The sequence below is a fragment of the Corynebacterium sp. KPL3927 genome, assembly GCF_040225835.1.
Classification (GTDB): Bacteria; Actinomycetota; Actinomycetes; order Mycobacteriales; family Mycobacteriaceae; genus Corynebacterium.
The window spans coordinates 239869-259071 of record NZ_JBEHGD010000001.1; the positions used below are offsets into that span (position 1 = coordinate 239869).

A 19203-nucleotide genomic window follows, 5' to 3' on the forward strand; every position below is an offset into this window, starting at 1 on the left:
CAGCCTGCTTGTTTAATCCGTGAAAACCCGTCAAAATAGAGATAGTTCCTTTCCCCATAAACTATCTCACTAGGACGCTCTCCCCCATGGACTATGTCTTGGCTCTCGGCGAAAACCCCGATTTTCCTTTGTGGCTTCGCGCGACGCACCTCATCAACTTTGTACTCATCGGCATGCTCTTGCGCTCCGGGCTGGAAATGCTTTCTTCCATGCCGCGCCTGTGGTGGCGCAATGACTGCGCCCCTGGCACCGAATGGCTGCGATTTACCAAGCGCAAGCTGCCCAAGGAAGAGGGCGTATATACCTCTTTGATGGACGAGCTTTCGTGGTCGCCGCTGGTGACCCTGCCGGGCCGCGAAAACGTGGGCCTCGGCCGCCACTGGCACGGCCTATCGGTCATGCTGTGGGTCCTCAATGGCTTGGTATATGTCGTGCTGCTCTTTGCCACTGGCCTGTGGCAGCGCCTCATCCCCACGTCCTGGGACATCATCCCGGAGGCTTGGGATACCTTCAAGGTCTATATCAGCCTCAGCGCGCCCGGCATCGAGCACTTCACGCCCTACGATGCCCTCCAGCAGCTTGCCTACGCCTTCGTCATCTTCATCGTCGCGCCCTTCATGATGGTGACCGGTCTGGGCATGTCGCCGGCCATCCGCGTGCGTTTCCCGTGGTTCGTGAAGATGTTGGGCGGGCACCAGGGCGCTCGCTCACTGCACTTTATCGGCATGGTCTTGATGTCCGCGTTCATCCTGGTCCACGTGGTGCTGGTCTTCTTCGTGCACCGCGAGCACAACATGGTCCACATCGTCTTCGGCGACGTCTCCACCGAGCGCTATGTGCAGGCCTTTACCACCGTCGTCATCACCATCGTGGCGGTCATCATCTTCTGGATTGCCCTGTCCTACTGGACCTTGGCAGACCGCGCCCGGGCGCATAATTTCTTAGTCTCGTTCACCGAAATCGGCCGCAAGCTTTCGCTGAATCACTTCCACCCGCGCAAGCCCAAGGAGACCAAGGACTCGCCGATGCCCATTTCCTCCTTCCACTGGACCAACGGCCTGCCGCCGACGGAGAAGGAGTCCCCTGAGTGGACCGAGTACAAGCGCAATGGCTGGCAGGATTACGCCATTACCGTGGCCGATGATATCAACGGCACCGAAAAGACCGTCACCCTTGAGCAGTTGCGGGAGCTGCCGCAGACGTCTTATATCGCCACGCATACCTGCATGCAGGGGTGGTCGGCGACCTCCAAGTGGGGAGGGCCCAAGCTTGCCGATGTCCTCGAGCTACTCTGCCCCCGCCCCGAAGGCGCCAACTACGTGCTCATCGAGTCCTATGGCTTGGCGCAAAAGATGTACGATAACCGCCCGCGCGAGCCTTTCTACGCGGCCTTCGATATCGAGACCGCCATGGAAGATCAGTCCATTTTGGCGATTTCGCGCAATGACCAGGACATCGATCTGCACTTGGGCGCCCCAGTGCGCGCCCGCGTGGAGTCGAACCACGGGTATAAGGCCGTGAAGTGGGTATCGCGCATTGCCTGGATTGGTGATTACGCCGACTACGGCGATGGCCGCGGCGGCACCCGCGAGGATTCCGCGCTCCAGGCCTTCAACGGCCGCATCTAACACCGAAGGATTAGAATCTGTTTCTATGACTGATAAATCTTCCGTCACCGAAACCCGCATCGCCATCGAAGGCGTCCGCAACGACAATGACGTGCGCAAGTGCCTGCAAAAGCTCTACGGCATCTTTGCCGATACGGGAATGGGCCAAGCCACCTTCGAGATGACCGGGGAGGCCACCGCGGATGTCGTCATCAAGCACTCCGAGTCCGTCACGGTGGACCCAGAGGTCATCGATGCGGCGGTGCGCAAGGCGGGGCCGTACCGCCTCGCCTAGTCGATGCGCGGTGGCTCGTAGCCGTCCTCTTTAAGCCACGCGATATGCGGCGGGGTATTCATGCCCCACTCGCTGCGCGCCCAGGCAAAGGTCTGGCGCACCTCGGCCTCGGAATAACCGCCATCGCGCAGGTACTGCCGGAAGCCATTCGGCCCGGAATCCTTGATCCAGAGCCAGACGTAGTCGTCGAGGGAGTCATCGGCAAGCAAGCTTTCTAAGCCCGCCGGAACGAACTCGCGCTCGGCGCGCACGCGGTCCGCCAAGTCCTCATCGAGGAAATCGTAGAGGTAGTCCATCGCGTCCTCGAGCTCGGCATAGTGTTGTGGATCCATGGGCTAGATCTCCCGGTGATTAGTGCCGATGACCATGCGGTCGATCTCTTCCAGTATCTCATCCACGATGGCCGGATTGAAGGCCCGATCCTTGCGCAGGACTAAGAGCTCGCTCTGCGCGGCGTTCAGCGCGGTGCGGCGGGCCTCCAGGGCGACGCGGCGGGCCTCCTCGGCGCGCTGCTTGCGCATATCGTTATTCTCGGCGGGGTTTTCGCCATCGCCCAGGCGGTCCTCGAACCACTGAATGACGTTGGCGGAAATCTCCGGATCGACCGTTTCGGCCTCGCCGGTGGCATCGTCTTCCGGGCGGAATTGCGATAGCGCATCGATGCTGGCGGCGCGCGCCCGCGAAACCACCGCGGCGCGCATCTTATCGTTGGCGGCCTGCGAGGCCTCGGTGAGATCGAGCTGCCGCATCAACCACGGCAGCAGCAGGCCGGGCAGCACCATGGTGACCAGCAGGACGGTCAGGGCGATAACGGCCAGCTCGTGGTGGAAGGCGAAGACGCCGGTGGGAATGGACAAAACCAGCGCCAAGGTCACCAGGCCGCGCATGCCGGACCAGGTCATCAGCAGCACCTCCTGCATCCGCAGCGGGGCAACGTGCGGGCGCCCGCGCGAGACGTTGAGGCGGTAGTAGAAGAACATCCACACAAAACGCACCACGAAGGCCACCAGCGAGAGGATTACGCCGACCATAACCGAGTGCCACAAATCCGAGCCGACCTCCGCGATGGCCGTATTAACCGTCAGCCCGATAAGACCGAACGCGACGCCGGTAAACAGCAGCTCCATGGTCTCCCAGAATGACTGGCCGGAAAGCCGGTCCTCGGCCTGGATATCGGCGCGCGAGTTGAGCTCGACGGCGGCGATGACCACGGCGATAACCCCGGAGGCTTTCAATTCCTCGGCCACGAGGAAGGTGGCGAAAGGAACCACCCAGGTCAAAGCGTTGCGCGCGACCACATCGTGGACGTGGGTAATAAACAGCGCCGTCAGCCGCCCGATGAGCCAACCAATGGCAAGCGCGACGACGGACGAATAAAGGAAGCTCAGCACGCCGCTGCCAAAGGAAATATCGCCGCCCTGGGTCACAGCGGCAAGCGCGAGGTGGAAGGCGACGATGGAGGCGGCATCATTAAATAGCCCCTCTGTTTGCAGGGTAGTGATGATGCGGCGCGGGATGCCGGCGGGCTCGGCCACCGCATCCACGGCCACGGGGTCCGGCGGGGCGATGGCCGCGCCGATGAGGATGGCGGCGGCGATGCTAATTCCCGGCAGGAAGGCGTAGGCGGTCGCGCCCACGGCGAGGGTCGTGGCGACAACGAGGAGCACGGACAGGCTCAGGATGGTCACCCACTGCCCGCGAATCACGCCCCAGGACGTGCGCCGCGCCAGCGCCCACAGCAGCGGCGGCAAGAAGATGGGAAGGATGAGCTCGGTGGGGATGTCGAATTGCGGCAGCCCCGGCACGAAAACGGCGCAGGCGGTAATAATCGTCAGCAGCGCGGGCCAGGGCAGCCCGACCCTATCGCCGATCGCAACAACGAAGACGGTCAGCAGCATGAGCCCGATGAGAACCAATAAAACTTCCATGGGCTCGATAATATTACGGCCGCCAAATATACGGCTCGCGGCTCAATTCCTCCGGCCGGAATTGCGCAAGGAGCTCGGCGGCGGTCTCCGCCTCATAGCCCAAAGACTGCGCCAGCTGCTTGACGATGCCCCTCTGCTCCCCCATCTCCCGCATCGTCACCGCGCCATCGCGCTTGGCCAGGCGTTTGCCCGCGGAATTCAGGACCAGCGGCACGTGCACGTAGGTAGGCGGTGCAATCCCCAATAAGGAAGCAAGATAAGCCTGGCGCGGGGCGGAGGATAAGAGATCGTCGCCGCGGACCACCTGGTCGATGCCCTGGTAGGCATCATCCACAACCACCGCCAGGTTATAGGCCCAGCCACCGTCCTGCCCGCCGCGGCGCAGGATGAAATCATCGACATCACCGGTGTAATCGCCGTGCAGGGCGTCGTGGATAGTGAAGCTGGAGACATCGGCGCGCAGGCGCAGCGCCGGCTGGCGGTTGTCGGCGGCGAGCTGGGCGCGTTTGGTGGCACGTTGGGCATCGGATAGCGCACGGCAGGTGCCCGGGTACTGGCCGGGGATGGCGTGCGGGGCGCGGGAAGCCTCGCGGATATCCTTGCGCGAGCAGTAGCACTCGTAGACCGGCAGCTTCTGGAGCGCCGCGGCATAGGCGGCATCGCGACCCTGCTGGTAGATGACCTCGCCATCCCAGTCCAGCCCCAGGGCCGCAAGGTCCGCGAGCTGGCGCTCGGCCGCCGCGCGGGAGGAGCGCTGCTTGTCGATGTCCTCCACCCGCACCACAAACCTGCGCCCCGTCGAGCGCGCGTAGAGCCACGCGAGAAGCGCCGTGCGGAGGTTGCCAAAGTGCAGATCGCCGGAAGGGCTCGGGGCGTAGCGGCCCGCCCCGGTGGTCGCGGAATTCATAATCCCAGCATACGGTTTGGCACAATAGTGGGCATGGAAAAATCCCCCTCCTCTCACGTGCGCTTTATCCCCGTTCATTCCACTCTCTATCCCTGGCTCGTCACCATTTTCGTCGTGACGTTTTTGATTTCTAATATCAACGCCACCAAGGGCGTCCAGCTCGGGCCGCTCGTGACCGACGGCGCCTTCTTCCTCTTCCCGCTGGCCTATATCGTCGGCGACGTTTTGTCCGAGTGCTACGGCTTCAAGTCCACCCGGCGCGCCATCTACATCGGCTTTGCGATGGCCCTGCTCGCCGTCGTGTGTTTCTACATCGCCATCTGGCTGCCCGCGGCGGATTTCTATGAGGGCCAGGAGGCCTTCGCCGCCACGCTGGGCCTGGTGCCGCGCATCGTTTTGGCCTCCCTGGCCGGTTACCTGGTGGGCCAGCTGCTCAACGCGTGGACGCTGACCGCGATGAAGAAGCGTAGCGGTGAAAAGGGCCTTTTCTCCCGGCTGATCGCCTCCACCGTGGTGGGTGAGTTTGGTGATACCTTGCTGTTTTGCGCCATCGCCGCGCCCGTCATCGGCATCGACACCACGAGCGGTTTCATCAACTACGTGGTGGTGGGCTTTGTGTGGAAGACGCTGATTGAGGTCGTCCTCTTGCCCATTACCTCCGCGGTTATCAAGCTGGTGAAAAAGCGCGAAGATTACCGCGCCTTCGACGCCGCGTAGTAGCGGCCTAGGAACTCATCGCGGTAGTCCTCGTAGTAGCCGCCGTTGATGGCGGCGCGAATATTGTCCACTAACCGCACCATGAATTCCACGTTGTGGATGGTGCACAGCGTGCCGGCCAAAAATTCCTTCGCCTTGAGCAGGTGGTGCAGGTAGGCTCGCGAGTAGTTCTCCGTGACGTAGCCGCCGAATTCCTCGTCGATGCCCTTGAAATCCCGCTTGAACCGCGCATTGGTGAGGTTGAGGCGGCCATCGAGCGTGTAGACACCACCGCGGCGAGCCAGGCGGGTCGGCGCGACGCAATCGAAGGTATCGGCGCCGGCCTCGACCGCGGTGAAGATGTCATCGGGTTCGGAGATGCCGAGCAGGTGGCGCGGTTTATCGTCCGGTAGTTCATCGCAGACCCAGCCCACGATGGTGCCGAGGTTCTGCTTTTCCAGCGCGCCGCCGATGCCGAAGCCGCCGAAACCGCGCTGGCCCTTCTCCCGCGCGGCGCGGTCCAGGTCCAAGAGGCCGCGGGTGGCCTGGCGGCGCAGGTCCTCGTATTGCGCGCCCTGCACCACGCCCCACAGCGATTGCTTCGGGCGGTGGTAGCGCTCGCGAGTGAGCCGGTCGTGTTCCTCCAGGCACCGCTGCGCCCACCGATGCGTGCGGGCCACGGATTCTTCCTGGTAACTGCGCGAATCAATGAGCGTGGTCAGCTCGTCGAAGGCGAACATGATGTCCGCGCCCAGCCCGTGCTGAATCTGCATTGATTTTTCGGGCGTAAAGCGGTGCTTGGAGCCATCGATAATCGAGCGGAAATCCACGCCTTCCTCATCCACCTTGGCCATGCGCTCCCTTTTCGCGGCGCGAATATCCTTTTCGGTGAGATCCGCCAAGTCCATGGCGATGACCTTTTTAAAGCCCACCCCCAAAGACATCACCTGGAATCCGCCGGAGTCGGTGTAGGTCGGCCCGTGCCAGTTCTCGAATTTCGCCACGCCGTCGGCCTCATCCACGATGTCCTGGCCCGGCTGCAGGTAGAGGTGATAGGCATTGGACAAAATCGCCTGCGTTCCGGTGGCGCGAATCTGCTCCGGCGTCAGCGTCTTCACCGTGGCCTTGGTTGCCACCGGGATGAACGCCGGGGTGGCGATATCGCCGTGCGGGGTGTGGATAACGCCGCTGCGGCCATGCTTACCGGGGCCTTCGGGCAGGCGCTTATCGATGTCGAAACTTAAGTCCTTCATTCCTTTTCTTCCTCTTCTTCCCTGGCCTTCTGGCCGTGTTGTGCTTCCCATTCTTCCTCAAGCGCAGTGCCTTCGATGTCTACGGTGGGCAGAATCTTATCCAGCCACTTGGGCATCCACCACGTAGCGCGGCCCATAAGGAACATGGAGGCAGGGACGAGGGTCATGCGGACAAAGAAGGCATCGAAAAGCACGCCCGCCGCCAAGGCAAAGCCGAAGATCTGGATGAACGGCAGCGGCTGGTTAATAAAGGCTACGAAGACCGAGATCATGATGATGGCTGCGGCCGTCACCACGCGCGCGCCCTGGGTAAAACCGGTGATGGTGGCCTCATCGACGGCGCTATAGGGTCCCGACGTGCCCTTCGGATGCCGCGCAATGTGCTCGCGCATGCGGGTGACCAGGAAGACCTGGTAGTCCATGGCCAAGCCGAAGGTCACACCGATGAGGAAGATCGGCATGAATGATAGCAGCGGGCCGGGGCCCGGGACGAGGCCCCACAGGCCGTCTTGCCATACCAGCACCGTCAGTCCGAAGGCGCCGCCCACCGAAAGCAGGAAGCCGAGGCCCGCCACCAGTGGCACCAGGAGGGATCGGAAGACGACGAGTAGCAGCACGATCGCCAGCCCCACAACGATGCTCAAGTACGGCACCATCGCACCGCGCAAGCGCTCGGTAATGTCCAATTGCACGGCGGTCAGGCCTGTCAGGCCGATCTCGGTGCCGGTGGTGCCTTCGATCTCCTTGGTGGCGGAGCGCAGCGCGTGCGCAACATTAATGGTTGCGGCTTCCGTTGGCGAGGTTTCCGGAGTCACCATGATTTGTGCCGAGCGCTGGTCCTCGCTGAGCGAAACGATTTGTGCATGCTTTACCCCGCCGAGCGTCTTCAATTGATCCGCGGTGTAGAGGAAGGACGCCAGCGCTGCCTTGTCTTCGGCGCTCGTCGGCGCAGCGGCGTCTTCCTTGTCCTCGACCTCTGCGACGGGGGCGATTTCCGGCTCCGCTGGCTGGTCGCCAGGCTGGTCAACAGGGTGTTCTGCGGGGTGATCACCGGGCTGGTCCGCCGGCTGATCGGGCGCCTCGTCGGGCGCGGGCTCAGGCGCGTTATCGGGCGCATGATCCTCCGGGTTTTCGGCGGGCGGCTCGCCGGCACCTTCTTCGGGTTCGGCTTCTCCGCCCTGGGCCGCCACCAATGGGGCGAGTGCGGCGGAATCGGCGTTGATGGTGTGGGCATCGACAACCGCGAGGAACGGCCCGTTGACGCCGGGGCCGAAGCCCTCGGCCATCAGGTCGGCAGCCTTGCGCTGGGTGGTATCGGGATTCGAGGTGGTATCGGCAGGCAGCGCCAACTCCATGTGAAGCACGGGGGCGGTCATGGCGCCGAGGGCGAGGACGACGAGGGCCATCGCCAAGCCGGGCACCTTTTGTACCAGTCGTACCCAGCGATGGCCCATGGTAGGCCCGCGGCGCGCCTTGCCCTTGCGGGAAGGGTTGCCGGCCACGCCGGGGATGCGGCCGCTAAACGCCTTGTCCCCCAAAAGCCCGAGCATCGCGGGGATGAGTGTGAGGGAGACAAGGACGGCGATAGCCACCGTTGCTGCGGCGGAAAGCCCCATGGCGGTGAGGAATTCGATGCGCGCAATGAGCAGGGCAAAAAGCGCGGTAAAGACGGTGGTTCCGGCAAAGACCACGGATGAACCCGCCGTTCCTGCCGCCATTCCGGCTGCTTCTGGGGCGGACATGCGGGCGCGCTCGGCGCGGTAGCGGGACAGGATAAATAGCGCGTAGTCGATGCCCACCGCCAGGCCAATCATGATGGCTAGCACCGGCGTCATGTTGTTGAGCTCAATCCAGTGCGTGGTAATCAGCATGCCGCATGCACCCAGGCCGACCCCGATGACGGCGGAAATCAGCGGCATTCCAGAAGCGACTAGGGAACCAAAGGTAAAGATGAGGACGAGGAAGGCCACGCCAAGACCGATGATCTCGGAGGTGGAATTGACCCTAATCTCATCGCCAAACCCTGCGCCGCCGGCTTCGACGGTAAGCCCCTGCTGCCTGCCGATGTCCATCGCTTCCGTCACAATGTCCTTATCGGCCTGATCCACGCTATAGGGCGATTCGGCATCGAAATCGAAGGTGGTATAGGCAATGGTCTCATCCTCATTGACCATGGCGAGGTTATCGGCATCGGCATGCGCGGACGATTCCGGCAGCCCTATCTCCGTGAACTGGTGGATGACCTCATCCTGCAGCCGCGGCGAGACCTCAAGGGGGTTGCCAAAACGCATGGTATCGCCCATCTCCAGGTTATCCTCGAGGTGGGTGATGACCGCCTTGATGGCCTTTTCATTGGCGGGATCTGAGAGCTTTTGGCCCTCCGGGGCCTGGAAGACCAAGTTCACCGATGGGGAGTTGGCGGGATTGCCGCCTTCCGGGAAGAGATCCATCGTTTTGTAGGTGGCATCGATGGACGGGGTGCCTTTGATAGCGAACTCGCTCGTCATCGGTTTCATCAACAAGGCGGTAGCGCCGCCGGCGGCGGCAAGCAGGACCACCCAGGTGACGATGACCTTCCATTTATTAAGGAAAGACCAGCGCCCGAGCCGGTAGAGGAGTTTAGCCACGGGAAATGTACCTTCGCATTCGCGTAGTCGGACGGATTTAACTTCGCCCTAGTGTAGTTGCCGTGCCCCTTATTCCCTATTATTTAGCCGCCGGGCAGCCCGTATTCACAGACGATGCCAAGGCGGCGGGCCAAAAAGAACCGTGGCCATTCGATGCAGTCAAGGACTAGATCGGGTGGCCACGGCGGAGCGGCGTAGGCAATACGGCCGCGAGAGAGCGCTCGCTGTTTAAACGTACTTTGACAAGCTCAGGCCAGGAAGAACGAGGTCAGAGAAGAAGGCGCTAATTTTCTTTACCCGCTCGATAACAGCAGCGACGGTCTCGCCTAGTGTGCCGAAGGAAGAACCGTGGAAAGAAGAGCCATCGGCTGCAGCGTTGTCGCCCGAAGGCTTCTTTTCTGGGGTTACCTGGTCAGATGGTTTAGCGTTTTCGGAGGCACCGTCGAATGCCACGGTGAGATCCGAGTTGGCATCGTCAAGCGGCTGCCCCACTGGGTACTTGCCCAAGAAAATGTCGGAGCCCGTCTGGGTCAACGAGGTGGGGGCATCAGTTGTGGCGTAGGACTTGCCGGTTTCCGGCACCAAGGGCTCAGTAAGCGTGAAGGTAGAGATTGCGGCGTCATCGCCAGACAATTCAACCGGTTTGTTCTTAAGCGGGCCGGAGGCGCCCGTAAGTTTATAATCCGCAGTAATGGTGGCGTTTTGGCCTTCTACTTCTACCTTGATATCCGAAAACGTGAGATCGACGCCGTAGGAACCATTAGGGCCGAAGCCTGGATAGCCTTGAATCTGCACGGATCCCTGAGTGCCAATAGTGCCGTTTCCCTCAGCATCCAGCGTGGTGTGGGCCGCATCGACCGGGAAGGTGAAGTCCTTTCCTACCTTCTCCGCGCCTTCGGTGGTATTGATTATGCCTTTGGCAAGCGGGTTGGTGTCCACGTGGTGAATGAAGGATTCCTTGATGGGCCAGTTCAATTGGCCGGATTCCACGGCGGGGACATCGGCTGGAGCCTCATCGGCAGAGGCTACCGGTGCGGTGACGGCGCCGAGTGCAACCGCTCCAACGGCGATGACGGATGTTGTTTTCATGAATTTCTCCTCTTGAGAGCAGTGGTGAAGCTTTGCCTAAAATATTAGGCCAGCCTTACCTTAATTGGAAAATTAGAAAAAGTAAATCAGTGGCGCTTATCAAGCTCGGCGAAGATCTCCGAGTTGAAAGCGAATGCGCGCTGCGCCTCCGAGAGCAAAGCCTCGCGCCGCTCCGCAGTCAGCATGAGACTATCCAGGCGTTCGCGGTAGCCCTTGCGGTACGGCGGAATCTTGCCGATGGCACTGAAGTCATAAAAGTTCAGTGCATCCGGTTCGATGTCATAAAGCGTGCCGAGGCGCGCGGCAATCACCTGGCCGCCGGAGATATCACCGAGATACCGAACATAGTGGTGGGCCACCACTTCCGCTGCACTGCCAGATACCGCCTCTAGGCGGGCGACGTAGGATGCCGTGGCCGGCAGGATCCGGATCTTTTCGCGCCAGTCGCTACCGACGAGCGCCGCCAAATCCGCCTCCAGAGCAAAGCGCCGCTCAAGGCGTGGATCGGCCACCGCACCGGCGATTGGAGCATGCGCCACACTGCGGACTGCACGCTCCAGAGACTCATAGACAAACCACAGCTGACCGCTTAAATCGGCGGCGGCCTCAGCGCTCAGCTGGCCTGACATGAGTCGCTGCATAAACGCCGAGCCCTCCGCGTTCTCGTGAGCGTGGGCGGTCTCCTCGCGCAATGCGGCGGATAATGGTTTCTTAAGCGTCACAGTCACTGACTTCCTCCAAAGTAATGCTTACCTAATGTCTAAATATAAATTTAAGGTTAGGCAATCCTTATTTACAAGGCCTGTGGGGAGAAATCAACCAAAAGAACTAACTCCCTACCCCACTGCCTGCGGTGCGCGCGTCATTAGGATGCGGCTGCCATCACGACGCGCTTAGCTGACCACCTATTACCAATGGAGAAGAGCACGCACGCTCTCAAGGGCGCCCGACTTTATAAAGGCCTGCCCAAGAATGGCAAACATGCTGCCAATGGTTGCCACGCCCAAGATGTAGTTCCACACCTTGGCAAAGCTAGAACCGGAGGGAGCGTCCTTCTCTGGCTTATCAGTGCCCGGCTTCTTAGACTCCGAAGTCTCAGGGGTCTTTGGAGTCTCCGGATCCTTCGGCGGTGCCGGAGTCTGCGAGGTCGCTGGTGGCTGACTCTGTGGCTTCTCTTCCTTTTCCGGCGAAGCTACCGGCGGCTTGGGAGCAGGCTCATTCTGCGGCTTTTCCTGATCCTGCGGATTTTCTTCCTTCTTCTGGCCACAACCAGGGGAGACCTTGAGGGTTAGGTGGGCATCATCAAGCTCAGGCTTGTTCTCCGAGCTATACATGCCCATGAAAAGTTGGTCTACGCCCTCGATTTTTCCATCTTTTGTTCCCTGCTGCTCCTTGTACCGCACATCGCTGGCGGAAAGGGTGAGTGTATCGTCCTCCTTGGTCCATTGCGCCGTGCCGTGGCCAAAGATCCCATCCCCGGTGCGCTTATTGGCGTCGATGTGGTCATCCTCGGTGTATTGCAGCATATTCTTACCCTCTACGTGATAGACCTCGTAGCCGGAACCGAGCTGGGCTTCATTACCGGAGGTCTTGATGAAAGGTGCCACAACCGTGGAATGTAGAGCGCCGTGGTGACCGGTAAACGTGATCGAGGAGTCTTTACTCTCGATATTGGACGAGACCACATTGCCCTCCTCATCTACCGTTACCGTAGAGGTTTCAGGATCAACCTCGAAGCCGAAAGAGAAATCCTTCTCCTTAGGATCACCGGTTTGCGTCACTGGGCCACTAGTGGACCAATCACCAGCAGCGAAACCGCTTTTGAGGTAGGAACGCCACGAGTGCTTAATTCCCCAGTTCAAGGAACCGGATTCGATGGTGCAGGTTTCTTCCGCAGAAGCGTGTGGCACGGTGAGTGCGGTCGCCGCGAGAGCGGTGACCACTACTTTCTTAAACATGGAAATCCTCCAATTTGTGTGAGAAGAGTGGGTTGATGGTGGGCGTTGCACGCTGCGGATGTACCCGCAGCCCCTCGACGGATATCGGCCAGCCATACACTTGAGACAAGGTGGGACTGGTAAAGACCTCATCTACGCGCCCTTGGGCTGCTAATCCCCCGCACGACAGGCATACGAGATGATCGCAATATGCTGCTGCCGCATTGAGGTCATGCAGCACCACGAGGACGGCGACGCCTGCCTCGCGGGCAAGGGCTTTTACTGAGCCCAACAGTTGTTCTTGGTGCCGGATATCCAGCGCGGCCGTTGGCTCATCCAGCAAGATCACCGGGGTATTTTGGGCAAGCACCCGTGCGAAGGCCGCGCGGGCGCGCTCACCGCCAGACAGCGTGCTGATGTCTCGGCCCGCTAAGTGCGCGACGCCGGCGGTATCGAGGGCGGCGTCAATAAAGTCATCGTCAAGGTCCGCGTAGGCAGTTCCTTCCCACGGGCGGCGCCCCATCGCAACGACATCGCGGACGAGGAATTCGAAGGACACCGAGACGTCCTGGAGCATCACCGCACGCGTGCGCGCGAGCTCTCGCGCTGGCGCCTTGGGCGATAGCCCACCCACGGTGATCTCGCCGGAATAGTCGATGTCTCCGGCGACGGCGGCAAGTACCGTAGATTTGCCGGCGCCGTTCGGGCCGATAAGCCCGGTAACTTCGCCCGCGTGGGCGGTAAAAGACACTTGGTCCACGAGGGTGTGCTCCCCCACGCGAACGGTTAAGTCTTTGACGTTTATCATCAGTGCACTCCTTTGCGCATCATGCGGCGCAGCAAGATGAAGAACGTTGGACCGCCCACCAGCGCGGTGAAAATGCCGATGGGAAGATCCGCAAAGGGAATCATCGTGCGCGCTGCCACGTCGGCGAAACCAATGAGCACAGCACCGCCAAGGGCGGAAGCCGGCAACAGGATGCGGTTTTCTGGTCCGACGATGCTGCGCAGCAGGTGGGGAACGATAAGTCCCACAAAGCCAATGAGGCCGGCGAAGGAAACGGCCGCGGCGGTCAGCACTGCCGATGCCACAATCGCCACGATGCGCAGCCGCGGCACGTTCACGCCGGTATGTGCGGCGGCGCACTCGCCGAGCGCGAGGACGTCCAACTGCTTGCCCAGGCGCAAGGCCACTGCGAGGCCAACCACCACGATGGGCAGTACCGCCCAGACGTGTTTCCACTGTGAGCCGTTGAGGGAGCCCATCTGCCAGAAGATGATCGCTTCGCGGTTGGCGGTCGGCGCTAGGTACACCATGAAAGAGATCATGGCGTTGCATACCGCATTGATGGCGATGCCGGTGAGAATCAGGTGCACCACGGCAACCCTTCCGTTGTGGCGCGCAAGCTGATAGATAATGAAGGTAACCAGCAGCGCGGTAAGGAAGGCTGCAGCGGGAACGGTAAAGGTGCCGAAGAACTCGATATTAAAGACGATGACTACGGCCGCACCAACGCCCGCACCGGAGGTAACGCCGATAATGGAGGGCTCTGCCAAGGGGTTGGCAAATACCGCCTGCATCAGCGTGCCGGCAACGCCCAAGGCCGCGCCCACCACAAGCCCCAAGACCAAACGCGGTAGGCGGATGTCCCATACCACGCTTGCGGTCAAGGAATCCTCCCCGTGGCCAGCTGCCAAAATGGGAAAGAGATCAGACAGCGGTACATAGTATTGCCCCAGCACGACGGAGATGAGCGCCGCGACAACGGTGAGGATCCCCAGCAGTACGAATACCCAAGTGCGCTGCGTGCGTCGGCGCGCGAAGGTGTCCGTGCCCTTACTCATTGTCTGGGTCATACACAGCCTTTGCTAGCTTCACCAGCGTTTGCCCAGTCATGGGGCCAAATGCCAACGACTGGCCGTCCGGGATGGTCACGATGCGCTTCTTTTGGCCGGCGGTGGTTTGAGCAACGCCGGGCCGCTCCAGCAAGCCGTCAATTCCACCGGTGGATTCCAGGCCATTGGTCATCATGATGATCACCTCTGGATTAATGCGCGCCAGCGCCTCAGCATTAGCGGGTTCTACATGGGAAAGGTTGTTTTCTGCAGCCAGATCCACACCGCCGATGCCTTCAATCAGATCTTGCGCACCGGTACCATCACCCATGATGAAGAAGACGCCACCGTTTCCGCGTGCGTAAAGGAACGCCATGCGCATCGGATCATCGGGAACCAACTCCTTGATGGCTTCCTTTGCCTCGTCGATTTCCTTGGTGGAACGATCCGCCAGCTCGCGTGCTTCGTCGGGCAGGCCGAGGGCATCGCCAAGTGTGGTGATGTCCTCGCCCACCGAATCGATCGTGCGCTCAGGTTCCATCACCACGGTGGTGACACCCGCCGCGCGGATTTGCTCGATGACATCGCGCGGGCCAATGGAATGGTCTGCAATGACGAGCGTCGGCTGCAGCTCCAGCACCGCCTCCACGTTGATATTGTGGCCGCCTTCGGTCACCACCGGGAGATCCGCCAGGTTAGGCTCGGTAGAAGAAACTGTGCGGCCGACGATATTATCCGCAAGCCCCAAGCCGCTAAGGGTCTTGGTATAGGTGCCATAGATATCCAAAGCCAGGATGCGGGAGGCATCGGTGACGGTGACGTCATTACCATCGGCATCGGTAAGCTCCACCGGAAGCGCCGGCTCTGCCTTATCAGTAACCGGCTCGATATCGTCAAAGTCCTTGACGTCACTGACGCCTTCAAAGGACCTGGGGTCCGAGAGATCGGCGGGATCCGGCAGCTGATCGGTATAGCTTCCCTGCACACCGCACGCGGTAAGGCCTAAGATGCACAGGAATGGTACGAGGAAACGAAGAACGAGTTTCACGGCAATCTTTCTAAGAGTTGTTCATGACAAGCCGGCTGGTGGAACCACCGGCGATGATCAATCCGACGATGAAGAGCAGTAGATAGGTGGTCGGGTTTTCTAGGCTCCCGCCGGGAGACGTCGCGGATTTGACCTTAAATTTGTTCGATCCGTCCTCGTATCCCTGCCCCGAGTCACCGGCTAGCACTGGGTCCCCGGCTGCGGCATGCGCGCCGCCTTTGGAACCAGGAGTTCCCTTTCCATTTCCGCCTGCGCCAGATCCGCCGGATCCGCCGGATCCAGAACCGGAGCTAGAACTGCCGCCACCGGATACGGCGCCGCAATCAGCGCTTCCGCCCAAGGTGGCGTGGAAGCTCAACGGATCCAACTGGGTGCCTGGTTCATAGAACTCAGCGAGTGCCTGGGAACCGGCTTCAGAAAGCGATACCGCAGCTTCACCGGACACGGCGTCCGTGCCGACGTCGAGGGAATTGAAGTTCAAGGTGCCAATAACAGTGCGTCCAAAGTCTTTCTTCTTGCCTTCCATATTGGAAGAGCGCACGTCAGCGATAAGCTCGCCAGAATTGCCGTTAAAGGTGATTTCCAGGTTGGCGATGTTGAGGTCCAGCTTGCCGTGGTGCCCGGTGAACTGCATGCTTCCGCCATATTGCACGGAGCCCGCGCCATCTTTTACGGCACCGGAGTTACCCGTGAATTGGAAATGCCCATTGTCATAGCCAACACCAGAGAGATCCCATCGGCCCTGAGCAATGGATCCGGTGATATAGGACTGGAAGGATTTCTTTAACCCCCACTGAGCGGTGGCTTGAGTTACACCAGTGGCCTCACAGACGGCATCGTCCCCGCCAGATCCTTCCTCGCCCGAACTACCTGAGCTCGGGGCACCGGAGTTCGCAGATCCAGAGTGCGCAGGACCAGATCCCGCTGCTTTGCCAGTTCCTGAGGCACCGCCGCCTCCGCCCGAACCAAAGTTGCTCGGTGATGGATTTCCCGCTGCAGAGTTAGTAGAAGCTGAGTTTCCTCCAGTGGAGTTCGACGTACCCGAAGTGGAACCACCCGAATTCGAGTTCGATCCACCCCGATTGTTGAAAGACTCCAACTCATCCAGGAACGCCTGGGTATTGCCCATGAACGTAGTAATCCCGTTCATCGTGTCATTGGTTTCAGACAGGATGTCCATGGCTTCCTTGTTAAAGCCCGTGAAGGAACCCGTAATAGACGTCAATGGGCGGTTCTCACCGGAACCGGAACCGGAGCCAGATCCGGAACCAGATCCGGCGCACGAGCCATCAAGCGCAATGCTGCCAGAGGACGGATCTAAGGCTTCGCCCGGCTGGTAGAAGCCGGTAAATAGCTTGGCCCCGCCGGAGGTCAGAGCGGTAGATCCAGACAAATCAACCTTCCCGGCACCATCTTCGACGGGGTTGGCCAGATCAATGGTGGCGATTACCTCATCATTGCCTTGGATCTTTTTACCGCGGCTGAGGTCTTGGCGGTTCATCTCATAGGAGACGTAGTCCACGGAAATCTGCGCCTGTTTACCAGAGGCCTTGACCTTGAAGTCCGACATCGTCATGTCCAGGACCCCATCGTGGCCGGTAAAGTTCAGCGTTCCGTTGAACGGTATCGTGACGTTTCCACCAGACGCATCGGGCTTTCCTGGGGTAAAGACGAACGCACCATCGCCCTGTTCGTCGCCTGTGAAGCCAATGCCATTGGCACCCCATCCACCGTGGGCGATATTGCCTTTGACGTAGCTGCGGAATGACTGCTTGATGCCCCATTTCCATGTGCAGGATTCATCTCCGTGGGCAACTGGGGCAGATGACAGAAGTGGGGCGAATGCCGCGACGAGAAAAGCAGCGACGATGATGCCGAACGCCGACTTACACAGTTTTCCAATCATATTAAGAACCTTGTTTTCGTGCCTAAAAATCATATAGGCTAAGCTTGCCTTAGTGAAGTAAGTGTATCCTGACCTAACTTCTTCCGATTGTCAATAAACCACCCCTATAAGAAGCAAAGAATGCAAAACGACCCCCGCAAAGACATCTTCACCAGCATCTATCCAGATGTGGATCCCACGCAGAACTTCCCACTCACGATTGGTGAACGCTTATCCTTAGCTCTTTCCGTCGGCGTATTTATGTTCGGCGGCGTAAGCGGCAACCTGCTCATCGCCGGTATCGGCTTGGCCTCTGTGGTTGCCTGTTCCTTGGCACTTGCCCGTAAAACGCCACGCCGCATCCGCGCAGAGGCCCGTAGCCGATTCCCCCGGGAACCGTGGGCCGAACAACCCAGCCTCCTCGTGCCCGCCGTATGGATCGTCATCGCAATAATCGCGGCCCTGGCGTGGTGGTTTACCCCCGTGAAATACCTCGCGTGGAGCGCGGGCATTATTGCTGTCATCGCGGCCATCGCAACGTGGTTCCTCCCCACCCTGCAGCGCCGCCGCGCGCGGGCTGCACGCCCAAAGCAGGACGCTTTAGCTACCCCAACACCCCATATCTCCCTGGCGGAGAAAAACTAAAATAGGCCCCGACCTGCATTAACAGGTCGGGGCCTTGCGCGGTGGCGGCGGGATTTGAACCCGCGGTTGGGGGTTACCCAACAATCGCTTTCGAGGCGATCACCTTCGGCCGCTCGGACACGCCACCGCGTTCCAGATTACGGGAGGACCCCCGATGCAACAAAATCGCTGCGCAAGCATTAAGCCGACGCAGCGATTTCGCTATGAAGGAGACTATAAAATTAGTCCTTCTTCAGGCCACCGATGATGTCGTTAGCCTTGTCCTTGATGTTGTCTGCAGCATCGGACAGCTTGTCCTTAGCATCGGAAACGACCTGGTCGGCCTTGCCCTCGTTGGCTACGTCTTCGTTACCGGTTGCCTCGCCGACAGCTTCCTTTGCCTTGCCTGCGAGGTCGTCCTTCTTATTTTCCAAATCGCCCATTTTCTCTCTCCTTAAATGAGTCGCTTACAGTGTGCCAGCCACTATACTCACTTTTCGCGGAGTGTGGCGAAGAATTTTTCTAGCAACGCCACGCAGTCTTTTTCGAGGACACCACCGCGGACCTGTGGGCTAAAGGGCGCGGTGGGGGCACGCAGGACATCGATAAGCGAGCCGCACGCACCCGTCTTCGGCTCAAAGGCGCCAAAAACCAGCGAGCTCACCCGGGCGGATTGCAGGGCGCCGGCACACATGGCGCAGGGCTCCAAGGTGACCACGAGCTCGCAGCCGGTCAAGCGCCAGCCATCGCCATGGATGCGCACCGCCTGGCGGATCGCCTCGACCTCGGCGTGGGCGGTGGGATCGCGCAATTGCTCGCGGCGGTTGACGCCGGTGGCGAGCTCGCGGCCGGCGGCATCATAAAGCACCGCCCCAACCGGCACATCCCCGGCGGGGGTCTGGCGCGCCACCGCGAGGGCGCGCCGCATCCGTTCCTGCGCGCGCTGCAGGGGCTTAGGCGTTATCAATGACGTCTTCTAGCTCATCCCCAAAGCCCAGGTCGCCGGCGATGCGCAGGAGCATGTCGGAGGGCCAATCGTCCTCATCGTCGATGATGTAGCCCACCTGGTCCTCGGATAGGCCCAGGTCAGCGAAGATATCGAAATCGCCCTCACCGTAGGGGTCAGCCTCTTCCGGGTCCACGTCTGGAATCTCGTAGTCATTGAGCTCCATGAAGTCCGCGGCAAAGTCATCGTCAACGCCGTAGGTGGCGTCTGAAATTAGCATTTTCACCCCACCGGGCACGGGCCGCACGGCAATGAAGTAGGCGTCTTCGACGCAGAGAAGGGCGAAAGCTGCGCCTTCGGAGCGCAGGGAGCGCACTGCGGTGATGGAGGTTTGCGGATCCTCAAAGTCATCATCGAAGCTGCGCACGACCCATTGTCCCTCGTTGCGGGCGACGGTAACCGCGAAAGAGTAATTTTCGTTGCTCATACCTCGTGAGATTAGTCGTGTTGTGCCACAATTGTCAC

At 60.3% G+C, this 19203-nt stretch carries 19 protein-coding genes and 1 tRNA gene; 4 read left to right on the top strand and 16 right to left on the bottom strand.

The annotated features are described in order from the left end of the window. The first annotated feature begins 86 nt into the window (after nt 1–86). Nucleotides 87–1628: a molybdopterin-dependent oxidoreductase gene (locus ABRP86_RS01210; RefSeq protein ID WP_349862140.1), complete on the top strand. Its 1542-nt coding sequence runs from the start codon at nt 87–89 to the stop codon at nt 1626–1628. Nucleotides 1629–1653: 25 nt separating this feature from the next. Beyond that, nucleotides 1654–1902 carry a hypothetical protein gene (locus ABRP86_RS01215; protein ID WP_005276443.1) on the top strand — a complete coding sequence of 83 codons (249 nt, stop codon included), beginning with the start codon at nt 1654–1656 and terminating at the stop codon, nt 1900–1902. On the opposite strand, the gene ABRP86_RS01220 is transcribed toward ABRP86_RS01215, so the two are convergent. From ABRP86_RS01220 to gluQRS, 3 genes are read right to left on the bottom strand one after another with little or no spacing between them, the layout of a single operon-like run. After that, a complete protein-coding gene (locus ABRP86_RS01220) occupies nt 1899–2234 on the bottom strand; it encodes a hypothetical protein (RefSeq protein ID WP_005276440.1) in 336 nt (111 codons plus the stop codon). The genes ABRP86_RS01215 and ABRP86_RS01220 overlap by 4 nt on opposite strands. A 3-nt stretch (nt 2235–2237) precedes the next feature. Further along, nucleotides 2238–3830, bottom strand: coding sequence for a cation:proton antiporter (locus ABRP86_RS01225; RefSeq protein ID WP_023024989.1), 1593 nt, complete (start codon nt 3828–3830; stop codon nt 2238–2240). A 13-nt stretch (nt 3831–3843) separates the two neighbouring features. After that, nucleotides 3844–4737, bottom strand: coding sequence for a tRNA glutamyl-Q(34) synthetase GluQRS (gene gluQRS, locus ABRP86_RS01230; protein WP_349862141.1), 894 nt, complete (start codon nt 4735–4737; stop codon nt 3844–3846). A 33-nt stretch (nt 4738–4770) separates the two neighbouring features. Here gluQRS and ABRP86_RS01235 point away from each other — a divergent pair, with 33 nt between their 5' ends. Continuing rightward, complete coding sequence (locus ABRP86_RS01235; protein ID WP_349862142.1) at nt 4771–5454, top strand: queuosine precursor transporter; 684 nt, start codon at nt 4771–4773, stop codon at nt 5452–5454. Here the strand turns inward: ABRP86_RS01235 and tgt are convergent. The 9 genes from tgt to ABRP86_RS01280 form a co-directional block, all read right to left on the bottom strand. Next, nucleotides 5430–6686 (bottom strand): tRNA guanosine(34) transglycosylase Tgt, encoded by a 1257-nt coding sequence (tgt, locus tag ABRP86_RS01240; protein ID WP_349862143.1) that lies wholly within the window; start codon nt 6684–6686, stop codon nt 5430–5432. The two genes, ABRP86_RS01235 and tgt, sit on opposite strands and share 25 nt — an antisense overlap. After that, nucleotides 6683–9313, bottom strand: coding sequence for an MMPL family transporter (locus tag ABRP86_RS01245; protein WP_349862144.1), 2631 nt, complete (start codon nt 9311–9313; stop codon nt 6683–6685). Before ABRP86_RS01245 ends, tgt begins: the two co-directional genes overlap by 4 nt. Before the next feature lie 228 nt (nt 9314–9541). Continuing rightward, nucleotides 9542–10402, bottom strand: a complete 861-nt coding sequence (locus ABRP86_RS01250) for an HtaA domain-containing protein (protein ID WP_349853474.1) — start codon at nt 10400–10402, stop codon at nt 9542–9544. 86 nt (nt 10403–10488) lie between these two features. Continuing rightward, on the bottom strand, nt 10489–11130 hold the full coding sequence (locus ABRP86_RS01255; RefSeq protein WP_349862145.1) for a biliverdin-producing heme oxygenase: 642 nt from the start codon (nt 11128–11130) through the stop codon (nt 10489–10491). 180 nt (nt 11131–11310) lie between these two features. Then, nucleotides 11311–12360 (bottom strand): HtaA domain-containing protein, encoded by a 1050-nt coding sequence (locus ABRP86_RS01260; protein WP_349862146.1) that lies wholly within the window; start codon nt 12358–12360, stop codon nt 11311–11313. Then, a complete protein-coding gene (locus ABRP86_RS01265) occupies nt 12353–13147 on the bottom strand; it encodes a heme ABC transporter ATP-binding protein (protein ID WP_349862147.1) in 795 nt (264 codons plus the stop codon). The genes ABRP86_RS01260 and ABRP86_RS01265 overlap by 8 nt, the downstream gene beginning before the upstream one ends. Beyond that, the gene (locus ABRP86_RS01270; protein ID WP_349853482.1) at nt 13147–14196 is read right to left on the bottom strand and encodes a FecCD family ABC transporter permease; all 1050 of its coding nucleotides are present in this window, start codon (nt 14194–14196) and stop codon (nt 13147–13149) included. The genes ABRP86_RS01265 and ABRP86_RS01270 overlap by 1 nt, the downstream gene beginning before the upstream one ends. Beyond that, nucleotides 14177–15223, bottom strand: a complete 1047-nt coding sequence (locus tag ABRP86_RS01275) for a heme/hemin ABC transporter substrate-binding protein (protein ID WP_349862148.1) — start codon at nt 15221–15223, stop codon at nt 14177–14179. The genes ABRP86_RS01270 and ABRP86_RS01275 overlap by 20 nt, the downstream gene beginning before the upstream one ends. Nucleotides 15224–15233: 10 nt before the next feature. Next, the gene (locus ABRP86_RS01280) at nt 15234–17129 is read right to left on the bottom strand and encodes an HtaA domain-containing protein (protein WP_349862149.1); all 1896 of its coding nucleotides are present in this window, start codon (nt 17127–17129) and stop codon (nt 15234–15236) included. 120 nt (nt 17130–17249) lie between these two features. On the opposite strand from ABRP86_RS01280, the gene ABRP86_RS01285 reads away from it, so the two are divergent. After that, nucleotides 17250–17753, top strand: coding sequence for a hypothetical protein (locus ABRP86_RS01285; protein ID WP_023024965.1), 504 nt, complete (start codon nt 17250–17252; stop codon nt 17751–17753). A gap of 39 nt (nt 17754–17792) precedes the next feature. On the opposite strand, the gene ABRP86_RS01290 is transcribed toward ABRP86_RS01285, so the two are convergent. The 4 genes from ABRP86_RS01290 to ABRP86_RS01305 form a co-directional block, all read right to left on the bottom strand. Next, nucleotides 17793–17880, bottom strand: a tRNA-Ser gene (locus tag ABRP86_RS01290). Between the two features lie 94 nt (nt 17881–17974). Beyond that, the gene (locus ABRP86_RS01295) at nt 17975–18175 is read right to left on the bottom strand and encodes a CsbD family protein (RefSeq protein ID WP_349853486.1); all 201 of its coding nucleotides are present in this window, start codon (nt 18173–18175) and stop codon (nt 17975–17977) included. A gap of 47 nt (nt 18176–18222) precedes the next feature. After that, nucleotides 18223–18699 (bottom strand): nucleoside deaminase, encoded by a 477-nt coding sequence (locus tag ABRP86_RS01300; protein WP_349862150.1) that lies wholly within the window; start codon nt 18697–18699, stop codon nt 18223–18225. Next, a complete protein-coding gene (locus ABRP86_RS01305; protein ID WP_023024959.1) occupies nt 18686–19165 on the bottom strand; it encodes a tRNA adenosine deaminase-associated protein in 480 nt (159 codons plus the stop codon). Before ABRP86_RS01305 ends, ABRP86_RS01300 begins: the two co-directional genes overlap by 14 nt. Nucleotides 19166–19203: the final 38 nt, after the last annotated feature.